21 protein-coding genes, 1 tRNA gene and 1 pseudogene are annotated in these 21333 nt (G+C 27.9%); 11 read left to right on the top strand and 12 right to left on the bottom strand.

What is annotated here, in order from left to right:
* Window positions 1-2: 2 nt before the first annotated feature.
* Together MADAR_RS00720 and MADAR_RS00715 are read left to right on the top strand one after the other, a co-directional pair.
* Window positions 3-455 carry a FixH family protein gene (locus MADAR_RS00720; protein WP_014158622.1) on the top strand — a complete coding sequence of 151 codons (453 nt, stop codon included), beginning with the start codon at window positions 3-5 and terminating at the stop codon, window positions 453-455.
* Window positions 456-492: 37 nt separating this feature from the next.
* Window positions 493-1770, top strand: a pseudogene (locus tag MADAR_RS00715) (malic enzyme-like NAD(P)-binding protein); the annotation flags it as partial.
* 13 nt (window positions 1771-1783) lie between these two features.
* Here the strand turns inward: MADAR_RS00715 and murI are convergent.
* The 3 genes from murI to MADAR_RS00700 all read right to left on the bottom strand — a co-directional run bounded on the left by murI (window position 1784) and on the right by MADAR_RS00700 (window position 3021).
* Window positions 1784-2599, bottom strand: coding sequence for a glutamate racemase (gene murI, locus MADAR_RS00710; protein WP_041178025.1), 816 nt, complete (start codon window positions 2597-2599; stop codon window positions 1784-1786).
* A gap of 92 nt (window positions 2600-2691) precedes the next feature.
* Window positions 2692-2934 carry a 30S ribosomal protein S20 gene (gene rpsT, locus MADAR_RS00705; RefSeq protein ID WP_014158619.1) on the bottom strand — a complete coding sequence of 81 codons (243 nt, stop codon included), beginning with the start codon at window positions 2932-2934 and terminating at the stop codon, window positions 2692-2694.
* Window positions 2935-2949: 15 nt separating this feature from the next.
* Window positions 2950-3021 (bottom strand) — tRNA-Glu (locus tag MADAR_RS00700).
* A gap of 186 nt (window positions 3022-3207) precedes the next feature.
* Here MADAR_RS00700 and MADAR_RS00695 point away from each other — a divergent pair.
* The gene (locus tag MADAR_RS00695; protein ID WP_014158618.1) at window positions 3208-3729 is read left to right on the top strand and encodes a C40 family peptidase; all 522 of its coding nucleotides are present in this window, start codon (window positions 3208-3210) and stop codon (window positions 3727-3729) included.
* On the opposite strand, the gene MADAR_RS00690 is transcribed toward MADAR_RS00695, so the two are convergent.
* From MADAR_RS00690 to MADAR_RS00675, 4 genes are read right to left on the bottom strand one after another with little or no spacing between them, the layout of a single operon-like run.
* A complete protein-coding gene (locus MADAR_RS00690) occupies window positions 3717-4970 on the bottom strand; it encodes a 3-phosphoshikimate 1-carboxyvinyltransferase (protein WP_014158617.1) in 1254 nt (417 codons plus the stop codon). The two genes, MADAR_RS00695 and MADAR_RS00690, sit on opposite strands and share 13 nt — an antisense overlap.
* Before the next feature lies 1 nt (window position 4971).
* Window positions 4972-5301: a nucleotide pyrophosphohydrolase gene (locus tag MADAR_RS00685; RefSeq protein ID WP_014158616.1), complete on the bottom strand. Its 330-nt coding sequence runs from the start codon at window positions 5299-5301 to the stop codon at window positions 4972-4974.
* A 2-nt stretch (window positions 5302-5303) separates the two neighbouring features.
* Window positions 5304-6275 (bottom strand): transketolase family protein, encoded by a 972-nt coding sequence (locus MADAR_RS00680; protein ID WP_041178024.1) that lies wholly within the window; start codon window positions 6273-6275, stop codon window positions 5304-5306.
* Window positions 6276-6280: 5 nt separating this feature from the next.
* Window positions 6281-7156 carry a transketolase gene (locus tag MADAR_RS00675; RefSeq protein WP_014158614.1) on the bottom strand — a complete coding sequence of 292 codons (876 nt, stop codon included), beginning with the start codon at window positions 7154-7156 and terminating at the stop codon, window positions 6281-6283.
* Window positions 7157-7211: 55 nt separating this feature from the next.
* On the opposite strand from MADAR_RS00675, the gene smpB reads away from it, so the two are divergent.
* Together smpB and MADAR_RS00665 are read left to right on the top strand one after the other, a co-directional pair.
* Window positions 7212-7640, top strand: a complete 429-nt coding sequence (gene smpB / locus MADAR_RS00670) for an SsrA-binding protein SmpB (RefSeq protein WP_014158613.1) — start codon at window positions 7212-7214, stop codon at window positions 7638-7640.
* Window positions 7641-7697: 57 nt separating this feature from the next.
* On the top strand, window positions 7698-8882 hold the full coding sequence (locus MADAR_RS00665; RefSeq protein WP_041178023.1) for an OmpA family protein: 1185 nt from the start codon (window positions 7698-7700) through the stop codon (window positions 8880-8882).
* 5 nt (window positions 8883-8887) lie between these two features.
* Here MADAR_RS00665 and tatC read toward each other — a convergent pair whose 3' ends face one another.
* Window positions 8888-9670 carry a twin-arginine translocase subunit TatC gene (tatC, locus tag MADAR_RS00660; RefSeq protein WP_014158611.1) on the bottom strand — a complete coding sequence of 261 codons (783 nt, stop codon included), beginning with the start codon at window positions 9668-9670 and terminating at the stop codon, window positions 8888-8890.
* Window positions 9671-9725: 55 nt separating this feature from the next.
* Here tatC and ychF point away from each other — a divergent pair, with 55 nt between their 5' ends.
* Window positions 9726-10754: a redox-regulated ATPase YchF gene (ychF, locus tag MADAR_RS00655; RefSeq protein WP_014158610.1), complete on the top strand. Its 1029-nt coding sequence runs from the start codon at window positions 9726-9728 to the stop codon at window positions 10752-10754.
* Here ychF and MADAR_RS00650 read toward each other — a convergent pair.
* Window positions 10744-11844: a M42 family metallopeptidase gene (locus tag MADAR_RS00650; RefSeq protein WP_014158609.1), complete on the bottom strand. Its 1101-nt coding sequence runs from the start codon at window positions 11842-11844 to the stop codon at window positions 10744-10746. The two genes, ychF and MADAR_RS00650, sit on opposite strands and share 11 nt — an antisense overlap.
* A gap of 5 nt (window positions 11845-11849) precedes the next feature.
* Window positions 11850-12632, bottom strand: coding sequence for a diaminopimelate epimerase (dapF, locus tag MADAR_RS00645; protein WP_014158608.1), 783 nt, complete (start codon window positions 12630-12632; stop codon window positions 11850-11852).
* A 120-nt stretch (window positions 12633-12752) separates the two neighbouring features.
* Between dapF and MADAR_RS00640 the strand changes: the two genes are divergently transcribed.
* Window positions 12753-14258 carry a Do family serine endopeptidase gene (locus MADAR_RS00640; protein ID WP_014158607.1) on the top strand — a complete coding sequence of 502 codons (1506 nt, stop codon included), beginning with the start codon at window positions 12753-12755 and terminating at the stop codon, window positions 14256-14258.
* A gap of 5 nt (window positions 14259-14263) precedes the next feature.
* On the opposite strand, the gene MADAR_RS00635 is transcribed toward MADAR_RS00640, so the two are convergent.
* Window positions 14264-15364 (bottom strand): LptF/LptG family permease, encoded by a 1101-nt coding sequence (locus MADAR_RS00635; protein ID WP_014158606.1) that lies wholly within the window; start codon window positions 15362-15364, stop codon window positions 14264-14266.
* Window position 15365: 1 nt separating this feature from the next.
* Window positions 15366-16493 (bottom strand): tRNA guanosine(34) transglycosylase Tgt, encoded by a 1128-nt coding sequence (gene tgt, locus MADAR_RS00630; RefSeq protein ID WP_014158605.1) that lies wholly within the window; start codon window positions 16491-16493, stop codon window positions 15366-15368.
* 108 nt (window positions 16494-16601) lie between these two features.
* Between tgt and rsmH the strand changes: the two genes are divergently transcribed.
* Genes rsmH through MADAR_RS00610 form a run of 4 tightly spaced genes read left to right on the top strand, consistent with a single transcriptional unit; the run spans window position 16602 to window position 21314 of the window.
* Window positions 16602-17504 (top strand): 16S rRNA (cytosine(1402)-N(4))-methyltransferase RsmH, encoded by a 903-nt coding sequence (gene rsmH, locus MADAR_RS00625; RefSeq protein ID WP_014158604.1) that lies wholly within the window; start codon window positions 16602-16604, stop codon window positions 17502-17504.
* A gap of 3 nt (window positions 17505-17507) precedes the next feature.
* Entirely contained in the window at window positions 17508-17828 is a 321-nt protein-coding gene (locus tag MADAR_RS00620) for an FtsL-like putative cell division protein (RefSeq protein ID WP_014158603.1), read from the top strand.
* A 31-nt stretch (window positions 17829-17859) separates the two neighbouring features.
* Complete coding sequence (locus MADAR_RS00615; protein WP_041178022.1) at window positions 17860-19839, top strand: penicillin-binding transpeptidase domain-containing protein; 1980 nt, start codon at window positions 17860-17862, stop codon at window positions 19837-19839.
* A complete protein-coding gene (locus tag MADAR_RS00610) occupies window positions 19836-21314 on the top strand; it encodes a UDP-N-acetylmuramoyl-L-alanyl-D-glutamate--2,6-diaminopimelate ligase (RefSeq protein WP_014158601.1) in 1479 nt (492 codons plus the stop codon). The genes MADAR_RS00615 and MADAR_RS00610 overlap by 4 nt, the downstream gene beginning before the upstream one ends.
* Window positions 21315-21333 lie beyond the last annotated feature (19 nt).

Here is a 21333-nt window from a genome sequence, read left to right as displayed (position 1 = left end):
TTATGAAAATTAAATTTATATGGGAAAAAGGGATAGTTTTATCTTTGGTTCTTTTTATAATTTTCATTATTTATATCGCGTTTTTTTTTCCTCATGTGGAAAGTGAACTTGTATCCGATAGGTATTATGAAGAAGAAATGAGATATCAAGAAATTATAAATGAGAAAAAAAATGTATCAAAACTTCCTAATAAAATTCAAATAGTTCTTTTATCTTCTGGAATTAGAATTACATTTCCAAAAATTTTGGATAATATCCATGGTTTTTTTACTTTATTACGATCTTCGTCCAAGGATTTAGATGTGAGACAGTCTTTTAATATTTGGAAAGATTCCAAAAAAGTATTATTTATTCCTAAATCTTTTTTAAAAAGAGGATATTATAAACTTATAATTAGATGGGAATCTGATAGAAAAAGATATTTTTTTGAGAAGGATTTATTTTGGGAATACTAATGTTTTTTTATCTGTATATTTAATATTTTTTAGTAGAATGAGAAAAAACATCAACAGTCTTCGTGAAGAATCTCTAAATTATCATAGTCAATTTCCTTCTGGAAAAATACAAATATCTCCAACAAAAAAATACAGTAGTCAAAGGGATTTATCTCTTGCATATTCTCCAGGAGTAGCAGAACCTTGCAAAGAAATAGCTCGTTTTTCTAGAAAAGTATATAAATATACATCTAAGGGGAATCTTGTAGCTGTTATTACTAATGGAACAGCTGTGTTAGGTCTTGGAGATATTGGAGCTTTGGCATCTAAACCTGTCATGGAAGGAAAGGCTCTTCTGTTTAAAGTATTCTCTGGAATTGATGTATTCGATATAGAAATTGATGAATCTGATCCTAGCAAGTTCATAGATGTGGTAAAATCTATTGCTCCAACTTTTGGAGGAATAAATTTAGAAGATATAAAAGCTCCAGAAGCTTTTGAAATAGAACGAAGACTTAAAAAAGAATTGAATATTCCAGTAATGCATGATGACCAACATGGAACTGCTATTATTTCAGGAGCAGCATTGCTGAATGCTATAACCTATGTTGGAAAAAAAATACATAATATAAAAATGGTGATTAATGGAGCTGGAGCTGCTGCTATTTCCTGTGCAAGAACTTATAAAAAACTTGGAGTGAAACCTGAAAATATAATTATGTTTGATAGTAAGGGTTTATTACATGTTTCAAGAAAAGATTTAAATAAAGAAAAGAAAGAATTTGCAATAAACACATCTTTTATTCAAAATTTAGAAGAATCAATTAAAGATTCGGATGTTTTTATAGGATTATCCATAGGTGGAATATTAACTCCAGATATGTTAAGAAGTATGTCCAAGAATCCCATTGTGTTTGCTATGGCCAATCCGGATCCTGAAATAGATTATAACTTAGCTGTAAAAGTCCGTCCGGACGTTATTATAGCTACTGGAAGAAGTGATTATCCTAATCAAGTTAATAATGTATTAGGATTTCCTTATATTTTTAGAGGGGCATTGGATGTTCATGCAAGTATTATCAACGATGAAATGAAATTAGCAGCTGTTCATGCTATAGCAACTTTAGCAAAAGAACCTGTCCCAGAACAGATAAACATTGTTTATAATCAAAAACATATTTCTTTTGGAAAAGAATACATTATACCCAAACCTTTTGATAATCGGTTAATTACTCGTGTATCCACTGCTGTAGCTAAAGCCGCAATGGATTCTGGAGTAGCGAAGACTCCTATTTTAGATTGGGAAATATATAAAGAAAAATTACTTGATAGAATAAGTTCTGTAAAAATTAGAATAAGTTAAAAAAATATTTTTTAAATAAAATTTTTTCCCCAAAAAGAATTCTAACCTGTTCGTTAAAAAACGGAGAAATAGAATTAGATGTAGTATAAAAAACTGTAGGGTTATTCCATTTTGGATGAAGACACAATAAATTATTTTCTAATAATTTATTTTTTATTTCTTGAACCACGATTTTTGGTATATTTATTAAACGAACTTTTCCATGATAAAAATTATCGATTTTATTTTTTAGGAATAAATAGTGAGTGCAAGCTAATAATAGCGTATCTATTGATTGAAAATGATTCAAATAGTATTCGATTATGGAATTTATCTTTTTTTTTTCAAATCCATTTTCAATGATTACAGCTAATAAAGCTGTAGATATTTGAATAATCTCTAAATGAGGAAAATATTTTTTTATTTTTTTTTGATAAAAATTGGAACGTATAGTAGCAGGTGTAGCTATTATTCCTATTTTTTTGGAAGAAAGAAATATTTTATTTTTTACTATTGGATCTATAACATTAAATATTAATATTTTTTTATAAAATTCTTTTTGAATCAAATCTAAAGCATTAGAAGTTATAGAATTACAAGCTATTACTATAGCTTTACATTTTTTTTTATAAAGAAAAGAAGCAATTTTTATGGAATGATTTCTAATAAATTCTTTAGATTTATCTCCATAAGGCATGTTTTTTGTGTCTCCAAAATAAATAATACATTCATTAGGCATATGGGTTTTAATTTCTTTAGCGATAAGAAGTCCTCCGATTCCGGAATCAAATATTCCTATCGGAGAATAGGAACTTATTTTCATTTTACTTATTTTTTTTTTAGGTCCCATTTTATAATACAAAAATGAAAATTTCAATTCCCTAAAACAAAAAACCTATTTTAGGACAACTAAAATTAGGTTCTCCATAATCTTTTGATTAATCTATTTTTTAATCTTGCTGCTTTATTCATATGTATAATATTTTTTTTAGCTAATTTATCTATCATAGAAATGACCTTAGAATACTTATCCTTATTTTTTTTTCCATTTATTAATTGCTTAATAGCTGTTCTTGTACTTTTATATACATATTTATTACGCAAACGTCTAATATTACTTTGTCTAATTCTCTTTAAAGATGAGGAATGATTGGCCATAAAAAAATACATTAATAGCCCATAGGGGAATCGAACCCCTCTTTCCAGGATGAAAACCTGACGTCCTTACCAATAGACGAATGGGCCTTAAAATAGAATACAAATTTAATTTTTTTTGTATTTAATACAAGTATTTTACTTACATTTGATCCTATAATTGGTATTTCTTTTTCAAAAAAAAAAATAAAAATTATTCCGATCATAAATTCTAAAATTATCTTATTTTTTGTTTTTTATTCTCATTTTTTCTCTATTCCATTATCATATGGAGATATGATTTATAAATATGAAAGAATTTATTTTAGAAAAAATAGGAAAAATACTACTCCTATTTCATATGACGATCTATACTACAATAAAAACTATTTTCCAATCAATAAAAAACTTTTTTTTCTTAATAAAAGGCCAACAGATTTTCTTATTGAAGAAGCCAAAGATTATATATCTACTCCGTATAGATATGGTGGAAATAATAAAGATGGAATAGATTGTTCCGCTTTTATCAAGAAAGTCTTTGCTTCTTATAAGATTTTGTTACCACGTATATCTTCCCATCAAGCAAAAAAAGGTTCTTTTGTCTCAAAAAAACATATAGAAAAAGGAGATCTATTATTTTTTGCTACAGGAATATCTAGAAAAAAAATAAATCATGTCGGTATGGTCGTTAAAGTCAATCCTAATAACATATTCTTTATTCATTCCTCTACATCCAATGGAGTAATCATATCCAGATTGTATCAAAAATATTGGAATAATAGATTTATTACGGCAAGGAGAATTCTTTATTCTTCATAAAAATTTATTAAAAAACCTAAATATTGCAAGTCTATCCAAAAATTTGGATATGACTTTTCTACAACTTTTGGATTCTCTATTTGTAGAGAATAATATAAACCAAATGGAGAAAAAGCCATAGCCATTCTGTGATCTTGATAAGTTTTTATTCTTATGGAGGAATCGATTTTTTTTGGAATAAAATCGATTATTTCTAAACAAGAACTTGTAATTTTTATTTTTATCCCGAATTTGAATAATTCATTCCTTAAAGCTTGCAAACGATCTGTTTCTTTAATCTTTAATGTTTCTAACCCTTTTAAACAACACTTTATTCCAAGAACAGCACAAGTGACAACAATAGTTTGCGCAAGATCTGGAGTTTTATTTAAATCTAAACTAACGAATTTAGGTGGAATAAAATGAAACTTTTTATTCAATATGATTTTTCTTCTATCAAAAATTGTGGATATTCCAAAATATTTTTCATATATGGAAGTAACTTCTTTATCTCCTTGCAAACTTTCATTATTATAAGATTTTAAAATTATATGGCTTTTTTTTGAAATGGTAGCCATTGAATAGTAGTAAGAGGCAGAACTCCAATCCGATTCTATAGAAAAATATTTTTTTCCCTTCTCTTTTCCTGGATGAATATGAATGACTTTTTCTTTCCAAGTAGCTGTTATACCTGCTAAGGTCAATAAATTAAAAGTCATTTTTATATAGGGAATAGATGTTATATTTTCTTTTAAAAATATCTTTAGACCCATCTTAAATTTGCTAGCTATTAACATTAAAGAACTAATATACTGGCTACTAATTTTAGCATTGACATCTATTTTCCCTCCTAAAATTTTTTTTCCAATAATTTTTATTGGTGGATATCCAACTTTTTCTAAATAGGTAATTTCCGCCCCTAACTTTTTTAAAGCCTCTACAAGAACGTAAATAGGCCTTTCTTTCATTCTATTTGACCCTGTCAATACTACTTCTTTTCCTTCTTGTATAGAGAAATAGGAAGTTAAAAAACGCATAGCAGTTCCTGCATGATGAATATCCAATAGGTTAGAAGAACTATTCAAACTTTTTTTTAAAACTTTTGTATCCTCACAATTAGAAATATTATTATCGATGTGAATATCTTCTGTATAAATAGCTTTTAAAATTAAAAGACGGTTGGATATACTTTTAGATCCTGTTATAGATATAGAACCGTATAAAGTTTTCCTTTTTTTATAAATCTTTATGTAAGAAGACATATTATTTTAATTTTTCATTTTCATGATGTCTTTCATGATCTCTTGTTTCCTTCTTTTTTAATTTTTTATTGAAAGATTTTTCCAAATTAATTCCAGTTTGATTAGCCAAACAAATTAATACAAACAAAACATCGGATAATTCTTCTCCAAGATCTTCTATTTTCTTACAATTTTTCTTTTTGGATTGTTCTCCATAATTTCTAGCAATAATTCTAGAAACTTCACCTACTTCTTCAGATAAAAGAATAGTGTTGGTTAATACATCAAAATAACGTATTCCATGATGTTCAATCCAATTATGAACTAATTTTTGTATATTTTTTATCTTCAATTTTATTGATTTCTTTTTTCTTCAAGTAAAATTTTTACATGATTCACAATGGAATTGCGATCAATTCGATATTTTTTTAACAACTCCATCGGTTTTCCACTTTCTCCAAAAGTATCGTTTACAGCTACCAAACTTTGATGAACGGAGAATCTTTTTTTAGTAGTAATAATTCTGGCTATGCTCTCTCCTAAACCTCCCCAATAATTATGTTCTTCTGCGGTTACAATACATTTGGTTTTCTCAATGGAATTTAAAATGGTTCTTTCATCTAATGGTTTGATGGTATGAACATTAATAACCTCACAGGAAATTCCTTCTTGTTCATACAATATTCTAGCGGCTTCTAAAGATTCCCAGACTAAATGACCAGTACTAACAATAGTAATATCTTGGCCTTCTGTTAGAAGAATAGCCTTTCCTATTTCGAATATTTGATTTTCATCCGTAAAATTAGCTACAGGAGGTCTTCCGAATCGTAAATATACCGGACCTAAATGATTGGCTATAGCTATAGTAGCTGCATAAGTTTGATTGTAATCACAAGTATTAATTACGGTCATTCCAGGTAGCATTTTCATCATTCCGATATCTTCCAGACTTTGATGTGTAGCTCCGTCTTCTCCAATAGTTAATCCTGAGTGAGAAGCGCATATTTTTACATTTTTATAAGAATAAGCAATGGATTGACGTATCTGATCATAGACACGAGATGTTGCAAAATTGGCAAATGTACCAGCAAAAGGAATATATTTACCAATGCTAAGTCCAGCAGCTATTCCAATCATATTTGCCTCTGCGATTCCAATTTGGAAGAATCGTTCAGGAAATTCTTTAGAAAATCGATTCATAAATAGAGAATTGGTAAGATCAGCACATAGGGCAACAACTTTATTGTTTGTCCTACCTAGGAACGTCAAAGCATTTCCAAATCCAGCTCTTGTTTCTTTCAATCCTTTATTCTCATATATTTTCATCATAATTATTTTTTTATTGGATAATCTCCTAAAATTTTAGGAGGAACAGTAAGTTGAGATAACGCTTCTTTTAATTCTTCTTCATTAGGAGATTTTCCATGCCATACATTACTTCCTACCATAAAATCGACCCCGTATCCCATTTTGGTATATAAGATAATTAAAACAGGTTGTCCTTTTCCAGTCTCACTTTTTGCTTTTTTTAAAATATTAATAACCTTCTCAATATTATTTCCTTCTAATTCTTCCAATACTTTCCAATCAAAAGATTGGAATTTTTTTTTCATATTACCGAGAGGTAAAACTTCATCAGTAGTTCCATCTATTTGTTGTCCATTATAATCTACAGTAGCTATATAATTATCTATATTTTTTGATCCCGCATATAAAACAGATTCCCATATTTGTCCTTCGTTCAGTTCCCCATCTCCATGTAAACTGTAAATAAGACTATAATCTTCTCCACTAAGTTTTTTGGATAGAGCAGCACCAATTGCTACAGACATTCCTTGACCTAAGGATCCTGAAGAAATTCGTATTCCTGGAAGGGATCCATGGACAGAAGGATGTCCTTGTAAACGAGAATTCAATTTTCTAAAAGTAGATAATTCTTCTATAGGAAAAAAACCAGAACGAGCTAATATACTGTAATAAACAGGAGAAATGTGTCCATTGGATAGAAAAAAAAGATCTTCATATTGACCATCCATAGAAAATTTTTTTGGATCGTAATGCATTATTTCCTGATATAAAGCTACAAAGAATTCTGTACATCCTAAGGATCCACCAGGATGTCCAGAATTTGCGTTGTTTACCATACGTAATATATCTCTTCTTACTTGAGTACATAAGTTCTTTAAATAACGTACACGTACATTCATATTAAAATTTATAAAATTTTATTTTTGCACAAAAGTAACAATTAATTATGAGTATATGAGTATTATCAACAAAAAAGCAAGATTTCAATACCAGTTTTTAGAAGAATATATAGCTGGGATTCAGCTACTTGGAACTGAAGTAAAATCTATAAGACAAAACCGAGCTAATATAACGGAAAGTTTTTGTCAAATAAAAAATGGAGAATTGTATTCCATTAACATGTACATAGCTGAATATCAATTAGGAATTAATCATAAAAGTAAAAGAGAAAGAAAACTATTATTAACTAAAAAAGAATTAATGAGAATAGAAAAAAAATTGAAGGAGCCTGGATTTACTATTATTCCTACTAAATTATTTTTTAACGATAAAGGATATGCTAAAGTACAAATTTTTTTGTCAAAAGGTAAAAAAATATATGATAAGCGTGAATTTATTCGTAAGAGAGATCTTCTTCGGGAAGAAAAGTTTAATAATTTTTAATTTAAAATTTTTAAAATCATATATTTGTTGATATTCAAAGAAATTTTTATGAAAAATATGAAAAAAGTTAATTTCTTTATTATTGCTTTATTTTCTTTATTTTCATTTGTATTCGCTCAATATGACCAAAAAAAATGGTACATTCGAATAGGATATAATGATATGAACTATTATCCAATGGATAATCCTTTTAAATGTTTTTTACAGAAAAAAAACCATAACGTAAATTCTCTTGTTCCCAATATAGAATTGGGGCATAATATCAATCCAAACATTGGTTTATATTTGGAAGGTACGTTGGGAATGGTTGACAATGAGAGATGGAAAATCAAAGAAAGTTTTTTTTTAAAACTTGGTCCTGGAATTAATTTTCATTTTTTCCCTAAATACTGGTTGGATCCTTATATGAGATTAGGAGGTGGTTATCATCAATTTGATTATAGCAATAAAACATTAACAGTTTCCGATTCCAAATATTATAAGTTGAATAGAAAAAATTTTTTTCTATTGGATGGAGGATTTGGAATGAATTTTTGGATCGTATCTAATTTAGGGCTAAATTTACAAAGCACCTACAATCAGGTTGTTCCTTCTCCTTATTTTTTAACTGAAAAAGCAAATTTTTGGAAAAATACCATAGGTTTAGCATTTCGTTTCGGAGAAAATTATCTTTCTGATAATGATGAAAACCAAACAGTGGAAATACAAGATAAAGAAAATTCTTATTTTCCTGAAGAAGAAAAAAAACCTTTAGAAACAGAAATTTCTAAAAAAGAGGATTTAGACAACGATGGTATTTTAGATAAAGAGGATTCCTGTCCTGATAAATTTGGATTAAAAAAATTTAAAGGATGTCCTGATACGGATTCCGACAATATTCCAGATTCCGAGGATTTATGTCCAAAAAAATATGGAAGTAAAGAAAATAATGGATGTCCTGATCAAATAGTTTTTAAACCTATTTTATTTAATTTTGGAAAATTTACATTATCTCCTAGTTCATTAGTCATCATTGATGAAATTTATGAAATCATGATGAAAAAACTTCCTAATGATAAATTTTATATAAATGGATACACAGATTCTTATGGAAAAAGTTCTTATAACAAAGTATTATCTCTAAAAAGAGCGAATTATGTATTTAAAATTTTGGTTTCCAAAGGAGTAGATCCTTCTAGAATGGAAGTTAGAGGATTAGGAAAAAAGAAAGGAAGACGGGTGGAAATAACAATAAAAAAATAAAACCTCTATGATTTTCTAGAGATATAAAGACTTAATTGATAAAGAATCAGTAGAGGAATTAAAACTATTATTGTACTTAATATATCGCCAGGAGTAATTGCTGAAGCAATGATTAATATGATCAAAAAAGCATGTTTTCTATATTCTTTGAGAAAGGTATAGGATATTAATCCTATTTTAGTAAGAAAGTATATAAAAAGGGGAAATAAAAAAGTGAAACCCATGGATAACATAGAATTCATCATCAAAGATATATAATCCGATAAATCAAATATATTTTTTGGAAAAGAACTAATCCTAAAAGTATAACCAAAATTTATTAAAAAAGGACATAATACAAAATAACCAAAAAAAATCCCTAATACAAATAAAAACGTAACCATGAAAATAATTCCTCGAGAATATTTTCTTTCCTCATCAGAAAGAGCAGGTTTTATAAATTTCCAAAATTCATAGAATACATAAGGAAAAGATAAAATAACTCCTCCAATCAAACAGGTCCATACATACATATTGAATTGTCCAAATATTTGTCTATTTTGAATTTCCAAATTTTTGGAAAAAAAAGGAATTGTATCATAATGCCCATCAAAAAAAATGTTTTTTAATATACGGTAAGTGATGAAATCCGTTTTTGCTGGACCAAAAAGAATATAATCAAATAAAACATATTGATTATTCATTAAAATAATCATAGCAATTATAATTGCACATAAACTATGAATCATATGTTTTCTGAGCTCCTCAATATGTTCCCAAAAAAGCATTTCTTTTTTTTCATTTTTCATATCAAACAAAAAATTGTAAATTTAAAAAAGGTTAAATTTTAATCAAAATAATCCAATGAAATGTGGAATTATTGGTCTTCCAAATATAGGAAAATCAACACTTTTTAACCTAATTTCTAATTCTAAAGCTTTATCAGAAAACTTTCCTTTTTGTACCAAAGAACCTAATTATGGAGTAACGAAAGTTCCAGATTCAAGATTAGATGAACTAAGAATATTTATTAATCCAATGAAAATAGTTCCATCAACAATAAAAATTATAGATATCGCTGGATTAATTAAAGGATCACATAAAGGAGAAGGATTAGGAAATAAATTTCTATCTCATATTCGTGAAACAAATGCTATTATTCATATGATTCGTTTTTTTAGGGATATGAGAGTCCTTCATGTAGAAGGATCCATAAATCCTATTAGAGATAAAGAAATTATAGATATAGAATTACAATTAAAAGATCTAGAGACTATAGAAAAAAGACTAGAAAAAAATAAAAAGTATAAGAACTCTATTAGAGAAAACACTCTACTACAAAAAATTTTTTCTTTTCTAAAAGAAGGAAAAAATATTAGAATGTTTCCATTTAAAAAGGAGGAAAAAAAGTACATAGAGGATTTACATTTATTAACCATTAAACCTATTCTTTATGTATGCAATATAGATGTATGCGATAAGAAGGATAATTATTTAAAAGAAATAAAAAAAATGGTAGGAAAGGAAAAATCCAATTTAGTTGTTGTCTCCTTGAAAAAAGAATCTACGTCCCAGAAAAAAAATGGGATTTCAATAATTGATAAGGTGATCCAAGAAGCATATAAGTTGTTAAAATTACAAAGCTTTTTTACAATAGGAAAAAAAGAAATACGTGCTTGGGCTATTCCAAATCATTGGACTGCTTATCAAGCTTCTTCTATCATACATACAGATTTAAAAAAAGGATTTATTTGTGCTGAAGTCATTCATTACAAGGACTTTATTAAATATAGATCCAAAGAAAAAGCAAAAAGAGCAGGAAGAATGTTTTTGGTAGGAAGAGAATACCTTATTAGAGATGGAGACATTATCCATTTTAGATTCAATCGATGAAAAATTTTTCTTTGTAGGAATTAATTCCTTTTAAGGTTTCAAAAATTAATTGTATAGTGTTTTCTATATCTTTTTTATGAACCATTTCTACTGTAGTATGCATATATCTAAGAGGAATTGAAATTAAAGATGAGGTTACTCCCTTATTGGAATAAGCAAATGCATCCGTATCTGTTCCAGTATACATGGATGAAACCAAACGTTGAAAAGAAATTTTTTTTTGATTAGCAGTATTAATAATAAATTCTCTAAGATTCTTTTGTATCGAAGGAGCATATCCAATCACAGGTCCTAATCCACATTTAATATCTCCATGTATTTTTTTATCAATCATCGGAGTGGAAGTATCATGTGTCACATCAGTAACAATAGCCATATGAGGTTTTATAGATTTTGAGATCATTTTAGCCCCTTTCAATCCTACTTCTTCTTGAACAGAATTAACCACATACAATCCAAATTGTAAATCAATTTCATGCTCTATTATCATTTTTGCTACTTCTGCAATTATAAATCCCCCTATTTTATTATCCAAAGATCTACCAACAAAATAATTCTGATTCATGATAAAAAACTCATCAGGATAGGTGATCATACAACCTATATGAACTCCCATTTTCTCTACTTCTTTTCTGTCCAATGCTCCAATATCCACAAAAATATTATTTATATTAGGTTTTTTTTCTTCTGAATGTTTTCTTCTTGTATGAATAGCTGGCCAACCAAATAATCCATGCACCAAGCCTTTTTCTGTATGTATAACTACTCGTTTAGATGGAGCTATTTGATAATCGGATCCTCCATTACGAGAAACATATATTATTCCATCTTCCGTTATATAATTCACATACCAAGAAATTTCATCTGCATGAGCTTCAATAATTAATTTGTATGAAGAATTATTAGGATTAATGATTCCTACAACAGTTCCATACAAATCTGTTTGTATTTCTTCTACATAAGGACCTATGTAAGTTTTCCATATTTTTTGTCCTTCACTTTCGTATCCAGTTGGGGAAAAACTATTTAAATATTTTTCAATAAATTTTATGGATTTCCCACTTATTGAATAAAAATTTTTATTTTTCATCTATTTTATATATTGATCCATCCCTCAAATATAAACTTAACAGATCCAGTTAAATAAATATTTTCGTATCTATTTTGTATTTTTTGAAAGGAAACCCATAACTTTCCTCCTAAAGTGTATACTAAAAAAATTCCATTATTGAAAGAAAGTGCTCCAGTTTCATATGCCGCAATAACAGAAGCCGTAACTCCTGTTCCACAGGATAAAGTTTCATTTTCTACACCTCTCTCATAAGTACGTACTTTTAGCGTATTCTTTCCAAGGACTTCGACAAAATTAACATTTACTCCTCTATGAAATCTAATTTTTCTCCCTTTTTTATAAACATCTATTTTTTTTATGTTTTTCACAAAAATGACATGATGTGGCGATCCAGTATTTAAAAAAACATATTTTTGATGAATTTTTATTGTATCGACTTCTATATCTATTAGATTTATGGATATCATCTCCTTATCCTGTATTATTCCATAATGATTTCCATCTATAGCTCTAAAAAAAATCTTATTTTTTTTTGTGATTCCTAACTTTTTGGAAAAAGAAACAGCACAACGTCCTCCATTTCCACACATTGTACTTTCCTTTCCATTAGAATTATAATACTTCATATAAAAATCACTTTTACAATCGTTTTTAATTAAAATAATACCATCTGCTCCAATTCCAAAATTCCTATTACATAGTTTTGGAAAAAAAGAAGGATCCTCTTCCGGAATTTTTTTTTTCCGAATATCTAGCATAATGAAATCATTTCCCGTTCCTTGATACTTAAAGAAATAGATTTTCATAAAAAAATTTAACCTTTATCTTTTTACTTTACTATACTATATTATGAATTTACTATTAATCTCTATATTTGTGGTAAATGGACAATAAAGATAAAAGATAAAGGAAATAAATCAATAAACATGAAGAAAATAGTGGTTTCTATTGTTATTAGCAGTATTATGAGTTCAATAATGACTATTGCTGCATACAAAAAATATACTAAAGAAGAACCAACCATTTTTCCATATTATGGATCTTCGTTCGAAAAAAGAAACTCCTCTAATCCATCTTCATTGATTAGTTCTTCTGGATTGCCTGATTTTACAAGAGTAGTAGAAAAGACAATACATACGGTTGTTAATGTAAAAAATTATTCTAAAAAATATAGTAATAAATTGCATTTTGATCCATTTGACTTTTTTTTCGGTTTCCCTGATGATTTTGGAGAAAGAGGAAAAATACCTCAAAGAAATGATTTACCAGGACTTCATGGATCTGGAGTCATAATATCTCCTGATGGATATATTGTTACCAATAATCATGTTATTAGAGAGGCTGATAAAATAGAAGTTACTCTTAGTGATCAAAGAACTTATAGAGCCAAACTTATTGGAACAGATCCAAGTACAGATATAGCCTTGTTAAAAATAAATGAAAAAAATTTACCTTTCATTTATTTTTCGGATTCTAATAAAGTGAAAGTAGGAGAATGGGTTTTAGCGATAGGAAATCCTTTTGATTTAAATTCTACTGTTACCGCAGGAATCATAAGTGCTAAAAATAGAAGTTTAGGAATTTTAAGAGGAGAAACACAAGCAGCTATAGAATCTTTTTTTCAAACAGATGCCGCTGTTAATCCTGGAAACAGTGGAGGAGCTTTAGTCAATACAAATGGAGAATTAATTGGAATTAATACAGCTATTTCTTCCAATTCAGGAAATTTTATAGGATATAGTTTTGCTGCTCCTTCAAATCTAGTGGGAAAAGTAATACGGGATATCAAAAAGTATGGAAGCGTACAACGTGCGTATTTAGGAGTTAGAGGAATGGATCTTTCCAAATCTGAATATTTGAAAGCTTATAATAAGGAAAATCATCAAAATATAAAACCACAACAGGGTTTTTTAATTGGAGAGGTATTGGAAGGAAGTGGAGCCTATGATGCTGGTATTAAAAAAGGAGATATTATTAAAAGCATAGACGGAAAATCGATTCAAAATGTTGCGGATTTATCTTTCATTGTTGGTACAAGACATCCAGGAGATAAAGTAAAAGTGAATCTTATACGTAACGGAGAAATAAAAACCTTTAACGTAATTCTAAAAGATTCACAAGGAAGAACAAGAATCAGAAGGAAAGAGGAAATAACTCCATCGGAGTTACTAGGAGCATCCTTTGAAACTCTTGGAAAAGAGTATAAAAAAGATTTTGGAATTGATTATGGGATAAGAATAACAGAAATAAGAACAGGTCGTTTGAGTGCTATAGGAATGGAAGAAGGAGACATTATTTTATCCATTAATGGAGAAAAAATGAGAAATTCTAAGGATGTAGATCGTGTATTAAAAAATCACTCAGGAGATGTAACTATAAAATCCATTAAACAAAATGGTCAAGTATACATAGCAGGATTTGAAATGAATTGATTAAATTAATGTTTACTTCTATTCCAATAAATAAAAAATGTGATCATTCCAATAATTATATTTGGCATCCAAAAAGATAAATAAGAAGGAATATAATCTTTTGTAGAGTATACTTTAGATATTTCTATGAAAAAAATATATAAAAAAGCCAATATTAATCCGATAAGGATATTTTCCCCTATTCCACCTTTTTTTTTACTCCTTCTTGAGGACATCGATAATCCTAGAATAGAAAATATAAAAGTAGAAAAAGGAAAACTAATCCTTTGATAATATTCATTTAAATACGTATTTATGTTACGGTTTCCTATCTTTCTTTCTACATCTATAAATTTTTTCAGTTTTGAAATGGTCATGTTTTCTGCTATATATTCTTCCGGGAAAAGTTCTTCCGGTGTCATGTAAAAATTTTTCTTTATAGAAAAACCTTTAATAAATAGATCTTTTCCATTTTTTCTTATATAGGTTTCCATATAATTCTGTAAGATATATATGCGATTTTTTTTTACCCAATGAATATTTTTAGCCTTTAGAAGATATACTAATTCTTTTCCATCAAATTTTTGATAGACACATTCGTGTCCTATATTTTCTTTCATAGAAAAATTTCTTATGAATAAATATTCATTCTTTGAAATTTTAGAACTTATGGACTTATTGTTTTCGTATTTATTCTTTTTTATTGAACTCAATAAATATTGATAATGAAATTTATTTTTCATTTTATTAGCTATAGGCAAAAAATAGAAATTGATGATTAAAGAAAGAAACCCTATAATGAAAGCTGAAATTAAATAAGGAATAGTTATTCTCTTAAAACTAATTCCGCTGCATAAAATAGCGTTCATCTCTGAATTTTTAGTTAATCTAGATGTAAAAAAAATAATGGAAAAAAAAACGGAAATTGGGGAAAAAGTATTGGCCAACCATATAGACCAAAATGGATAATAAAGGATTAAAGCCTCCTTGATTGATCCTTGATTATTTTCCAACCTGTGCATACGTTGAGAAATATCTATTACAACAGATAGTATTTGTAAGGAAATGGTAATGAATAGAAAGTAAACAAGAATATTTCGAATAATATAACGATCAAGTATTTTCATTTTATAAACGTTCTTGTAATAAAGGAATTGTAGATTTTTTCCAAGAATAAAAGGTATTTTTCATCAGATGATTCCTAGCTACTTTTATTAGATTAAAATAAAAAGAAAGGTTGTGTATGGAAGCAATTTGTTTGGCCAAATATTCTTTTGAAGAAAAAAGATGTCTTACATAAGATTTGCTGTAGTTTTTATCTACATAAGAATTTCCTAATTCATCCAAACAGGAAAAATCTTTTTCCCACTTTTTATTTTTGATATTCAGAACCCCTTTCCAGGTGAATAAGGTTCCATGACGTCCATTTCTTGTAGGAATCACACAATCAAACATGTCTATCCCAAGAGATATTCCCTCTAAAATATCTACAGGATTTCCTACCCCCATTAAATATCTAGGTTTATCTTTAGGTAAAATATCGGTAACTATATCGGTAATATACTGTGTTTTTTCTTTATCCTCTCCTAAGCTTAAACCTCCTATAGCATTGCCTTCAGTTTCCAATAAGGATATCTCTTCCGCAGAATATCTTCTTAGATCGGTATAAATACTTCCTTGAACAATGGGAAAAAAACTTTGTTTGTAATTATACTTTTCTGGATGACTTTTTAAGTAAGAACAACATCTTTTTAACCAAAAATGTGTTATTTTTAGAGAATCTTTTGCTTCTTTATAACTACATGGATAAGGCGGAAAATCATCAAAAGCCATAATCATATCCCCACCTATAAAACGTTGGATTTCCATAGATTTTTCAGGAGAAAAAAAATGGGAAGAACCATTAATAAAAGATTTAAATATTACACCATCTTCGGTTTTTTTATTCGATTTTCTCATAGAATAAACTTGAAAACCTCCACTATCTGTTAATATGGATTCCTTCCAATTCATGAAGGAGTGAATTCCTCCTGCATGATGTAATACTTCAATTCCAGGACGAAAATACAAATGATAAGTATTCCCGAGAATAATCTTTGATCCTATATCGTATAGTTCATGTTTTGGTATGGATTTTACACTTCCTTTTGAAGCTACTGGCATAAAAATAGGAGTTTCTATTTTTCCATGATCTGTTTCTATTATACCTGCTCTTGCTTTAGAAAATCTATCCGTCTTGATTAAAGAGAATTTCATTAAAAAATTTTTTTTATAAAAATTAAATAAAAATTTCACAGATTCATATGTGCAACATATGAGTATAAAGCATAATTTAGTCTTCATAGGAAAAGAAAAACCTAAAAAATGAATTTAAAACCTTATCATAAACCAGTTCTAATAAAAGAAAGTATAGATAATCTTGTTACAGATAGAAATGGAATTTATATCGACGTTACATTTGGTGGTGGAGGACATTCTTATGAAATTTTAAAAAGATTAGATAAAGGAGCTACTTTAATAGCTTTGGATCAAGATAAAGAATCCATAAAAAATAATCTCATCAAGGATGGACGATTCCATTTATTTCACAAAAATTTTATACACCTAAAACAGGTATTGAAAGTTCTTCATATTAAAAAAGTGTCAGGTTTATTAGCTGATTTAGGACTATCCTCTTTACAAATGGATAACCCTATAAGAGGTTTTTCTCATCAATTAAATTGTACTTTGGATATGAGAATGAACCAAGAAAATACTTATTCGGCTTTACATGTTCTCAATGAATATTCAAAAAAGGAATTAATTCATGTATTTTACAAATATGGAGAATTCAAAAATGCAGCAAAAATTTCTGAAAAAATATTAGCAAGACGTTTAAAAAAACCCATTAAAACAACCTTCGATTTAAGGAATATTTTTATTCTAAAAAAATCATCTTTTAAGGAAAGAAAAAGATTTTTTGCTAGACTTTTTCAATCCATCCGAATGGAAGTTAATAATGAAATAAATATTTTAAAAGATCTTCTACTAAAATCTTCTGAAATAATTCTACCAGGAGGTAGGATTTCCGTAATTTCATATCATTCAATAGAAGATAGAATTACCAAATATTTTCTTAAAAGAGGTTTTTTTTTTAAAGAAACAAACAATATAGATACAATTCCATTTAAAATTATCCATAAAAAAGTAATCAAACCAAGTCCTCAAGAAATTAGAGAAAATCCAAGATCAAGAAGTGCTAGATTAAGAATTGCGGAAAAACTATAAATCATGGAAACTAATATAAAAGATATACTGAAAGGAAAGTTTTTAGTGAAGGAGTATGCATCTCGTAGTTGGAATTTCATTGTCTTTGTTACTGTACTATCTTTAATAAGCATAACAAGTTCCCATATGATGGATCGAAAAATTAGAATAATTACAAATCTTGGAGAAGAAATAAAAGAATTGAAATCTGAATACGTGGATATACATAGTCGATGTCTGCAAAAGCAACAATATTCCGTTTTGAATAAATTAGTAAATATTAACGGGTTAAAATATTTAGAAGAACCTCCATACGAATTGATTGTAGAAGAAGAAAAACAATAAATGGATGTAGTATAAAAAGAGAATAATGAAAATGAAACGGAAAAGATATATTTTATTGTATAAATCCTACTTAATTGGTTGTTTATTCATTTTTATTGCCTCTCTAATTATTTTTAATTTATTCCATATTCAAAATTGTTCAGAAAAGTACAAAAAGTCTGTTATAGGACAAACAATTAGAACCAATTTAATTAAGGCCAAACGTGGTAATATTTATGCTTCAGATAGCAGTATTTTAGCCATGTCCATTATAAGGTATGATATTCATATTGATTTTAGATCAATATCGGAAAAAGTGTTTCGAGAAAATATTTCCTTTTTGTGTGATTCTTTGTCCTCCTTATTTAATAAACCAAAGTCTTTTTTTTATAATAAATTCCAATACGAAAAAAAAAAGGGAAATAGATATTTTTTATTAGCGAAAAATTTAGATTATCCACATTTAAAAATATTACGAAGATTTCCCATTTTTAATAAAGGACAAATACGAGGAGGTTTTATTGTCGAAAAGAAAACGAGCAGAGTCCATACACTAGAAAATATAGGAAAAAGAACATTAGGATACGATGATCATAGAGGAAAAGCTGGACTAGAAGGAGCCTTTAGTAAATATCTTAAAGGAAGGGATGGCAAACGATTGGAACAACGTATTAGCTCTAAAATATGGAAACCATTGGATTCAGTAATTGATCCAGAAGATGGAAAAGACGTTTATTCTACCATAGATACATCTTTACAGGATATTGCTTATCATGCCTTACTTAAAGAATTATACATTTCTCATGCAGATCACGGATGTGTTGTTCTCATGGATGTAAGAAGTGGAGAAATAACGGCTATGATTAATCTAGAAAGAACGAAAAAAAATACTTATGAAGATTTAAGAAATTTTTCGGTATGGGAAGGAAATGAACCTGGATCTACTTTTAAAACAATGGCTATTCTTGCAGCTTTAGAAGATAAAAAAATAGATACGAACATGATGGTGAATACAAAAGGTGGAGTTATGGAATTAAAAGGAAAAATAATACGCGATAGTCATTACAGAGGATATGTAAAAATGAATCCTAAACAAATATTGGAAAATTCTTCAAATGTAGGAATAGCAAAAATTATTTATGAGAATTACAAAAATCATCCAGAAAAATTCATAGAACATTTGATTAAATGGAAATTAGATAAAAAAATAGGAATAGATATTCCAGGAGAAAGTAGACCTTTTATCCCAAAACCTGGAAAAAAAAATTGGAGCAGTATTACGTTGCCATGGATGACTTTCGGATATAACCTAAAACTAACTCCTTTACAAATTCTCACTTTTTATAATGCTATTGCTAACGAAGGAAAAATGATTAAACCTGTTTTCATTAGAGAAATTAAATTTCATGGAAAAAGTGTTAAAAAGTATACCAAACCTATTGTTATGAATCCTTCTATAGCTTCAAAAGAATCCTTAAAAAAAATTAAAAATATGCTAGAAGGAGTCGTAAAAAATGGAACAGCTAAAAAATATTATCATCCAGAATATCCTTATGCAGGAAAAACTGGAACTACACAGTTAGATTATTGGATAAAAAGTACTCCTCTATCTTACAATAGTTCTTTTGTAGGGTATTTTCCTGCAAAAAAACCAAAATATTCTTGTATTGTAATCATTTCAAGACCAGAAAGAGGATATTACGGAATAGAAGCAGCAGTCCCAGTTTTTGACAAAATAGCTAGGTATATTTATCCAATAATAGGAAAAAAAATACTTGACCAAACGAAAGTAGATAATGATTTAATCAAAAAAATTAAAGAGTCCAAAAACTATTATTCATTGAACCATTCTTTGGATCAAAAAAGAATGCCTAATGTTATTTCATTTCCTGGAAAAGAGATCATTCCTTTATTGGAAAATAGAGGATGGAATATCCGATATCAAGGAATAGGAAAAATTATTCATCAGTCCTTAAAACCTGGAAATAAATTGATAAAGAATAAAATTATATTTCTTAAACTAGAAGAATGAAAAAACTATTAGAAGATATTCTAAGAGAAGTAGATGTATTAAAAATGATAGGATTTTCTTCTAATAAATGGATAGAAGGGCTTTCGATATGCTCCAAAATGATAAAGAAAAAAAATATGATTTTTTTCGCTCATAAAGGAACAAGGACAGACGGACATAGATTTATTATAGAGGCTATCCAAAATGGAGCTAACACAATAGTTTGCGAAAAAAAACCTTTTTTAATCCAAAAATCTATCACTTATGTACTTGTGCAAGATTCAATAATCGCTTTAGGAACTATTTCTTCTAATTTTTATGATAATCCTACAAGGAAAATAAAATTGGTAGGAATTACTGGAACAAATGGAAAAACCTCTGTGGCTACCATGCTTCATTCTTTATTTTATAAGATGGGAGAAAAAACCATTCTTATTTCTACCATTGGAATTAAAATCTTATCTAAAAAATTTACTACTGAACATACTACTCCAAATATCATTGATATTAATAAATATTTAAATATTTCGATGAAACAAGGATGTAAATATGGATTTATGGAAGTGAGTTCACATGGAATTCATCAAAAAAGAATTGAAGGATTGTTATTTGCAGGAGGAGTATTTACCAATATTACACATGACCATTTAGATTATCATCAATCCTTTGAAAATTATCTATCAGTTAAAAGGTTTTTTTTTGAAAATTATTTGCAGAAAAATTCCTTTGCATTAATCAATGCAGACGATAAAAATTCACATGAAATAATAAAAAATGTTTTTGCTAAAACCTATTTTTATGGATTGAAAAAGAAAGCAGATTTTAGGATTAAAATTTTGATAAATAATATCAATGGAAATCGATTGATAATTAATGGTCATTCATTTTTTACAGGTTTTATTGGAGAATTTAATGTTTACAATCTATTGGCCAGTTACGCTACATCTATATTATTGGGCAAAAACAAACATGAAATATTGAAAACAATAAATACTATCAAACCTATAAAAGGACGTTGTGAACAATTTTTTTCAAATTCCGGAATTCGTATTATTGTGGATTACGCCCATAATCCAGATGGAATAAAGACAGTTTTAAATACTATTAAAGGAATCAAAAAAAAAGAGGAAAAATTAATTTGCGTAATAGGTTGTGGAGGAAATAGAGACAAAGAAAAACGTTCCTTAATGGGAAAAATTGTTTATGAAACATGTGATAGATCTATTTTTACATCGGATAATCCTAGGGAAGAAGATCCAGAAAAAATATTAATAGATATGAAAAAGTTTATATCCAATAAGAAAAATAAAAAGGATATTTTAACGATTGTTAATCGAAAATTAGCCATTCAAACCGCTATTCGAATTGCAAAAAGAAAAGATATAATTGTTATAGCAGGAAAAGGACACGAAAATTATCAAGAAATTCAAGGGAAACGTTATCCTTTTGACGATATGAAAATTGCTAAAAAGTTCTTAAAAAATTTAAGAAAATGATTGATTGATGGCTATGGCT

The organism is Blattabacterium sp. (Mastotermes darwiniensis) str. MADAR (genome assembly GCF_000233435.1).
Classification (GTDB): Bacteria; Bacteroidota; Bacteroidia; order Flavobacteriales; family Blattabacteriaceae; genus Blattabacterium.
Note: the sequence above shows the minus strand (reverse complement) of the source record. Positions and strands in the feature narration are given on the sequence as shown.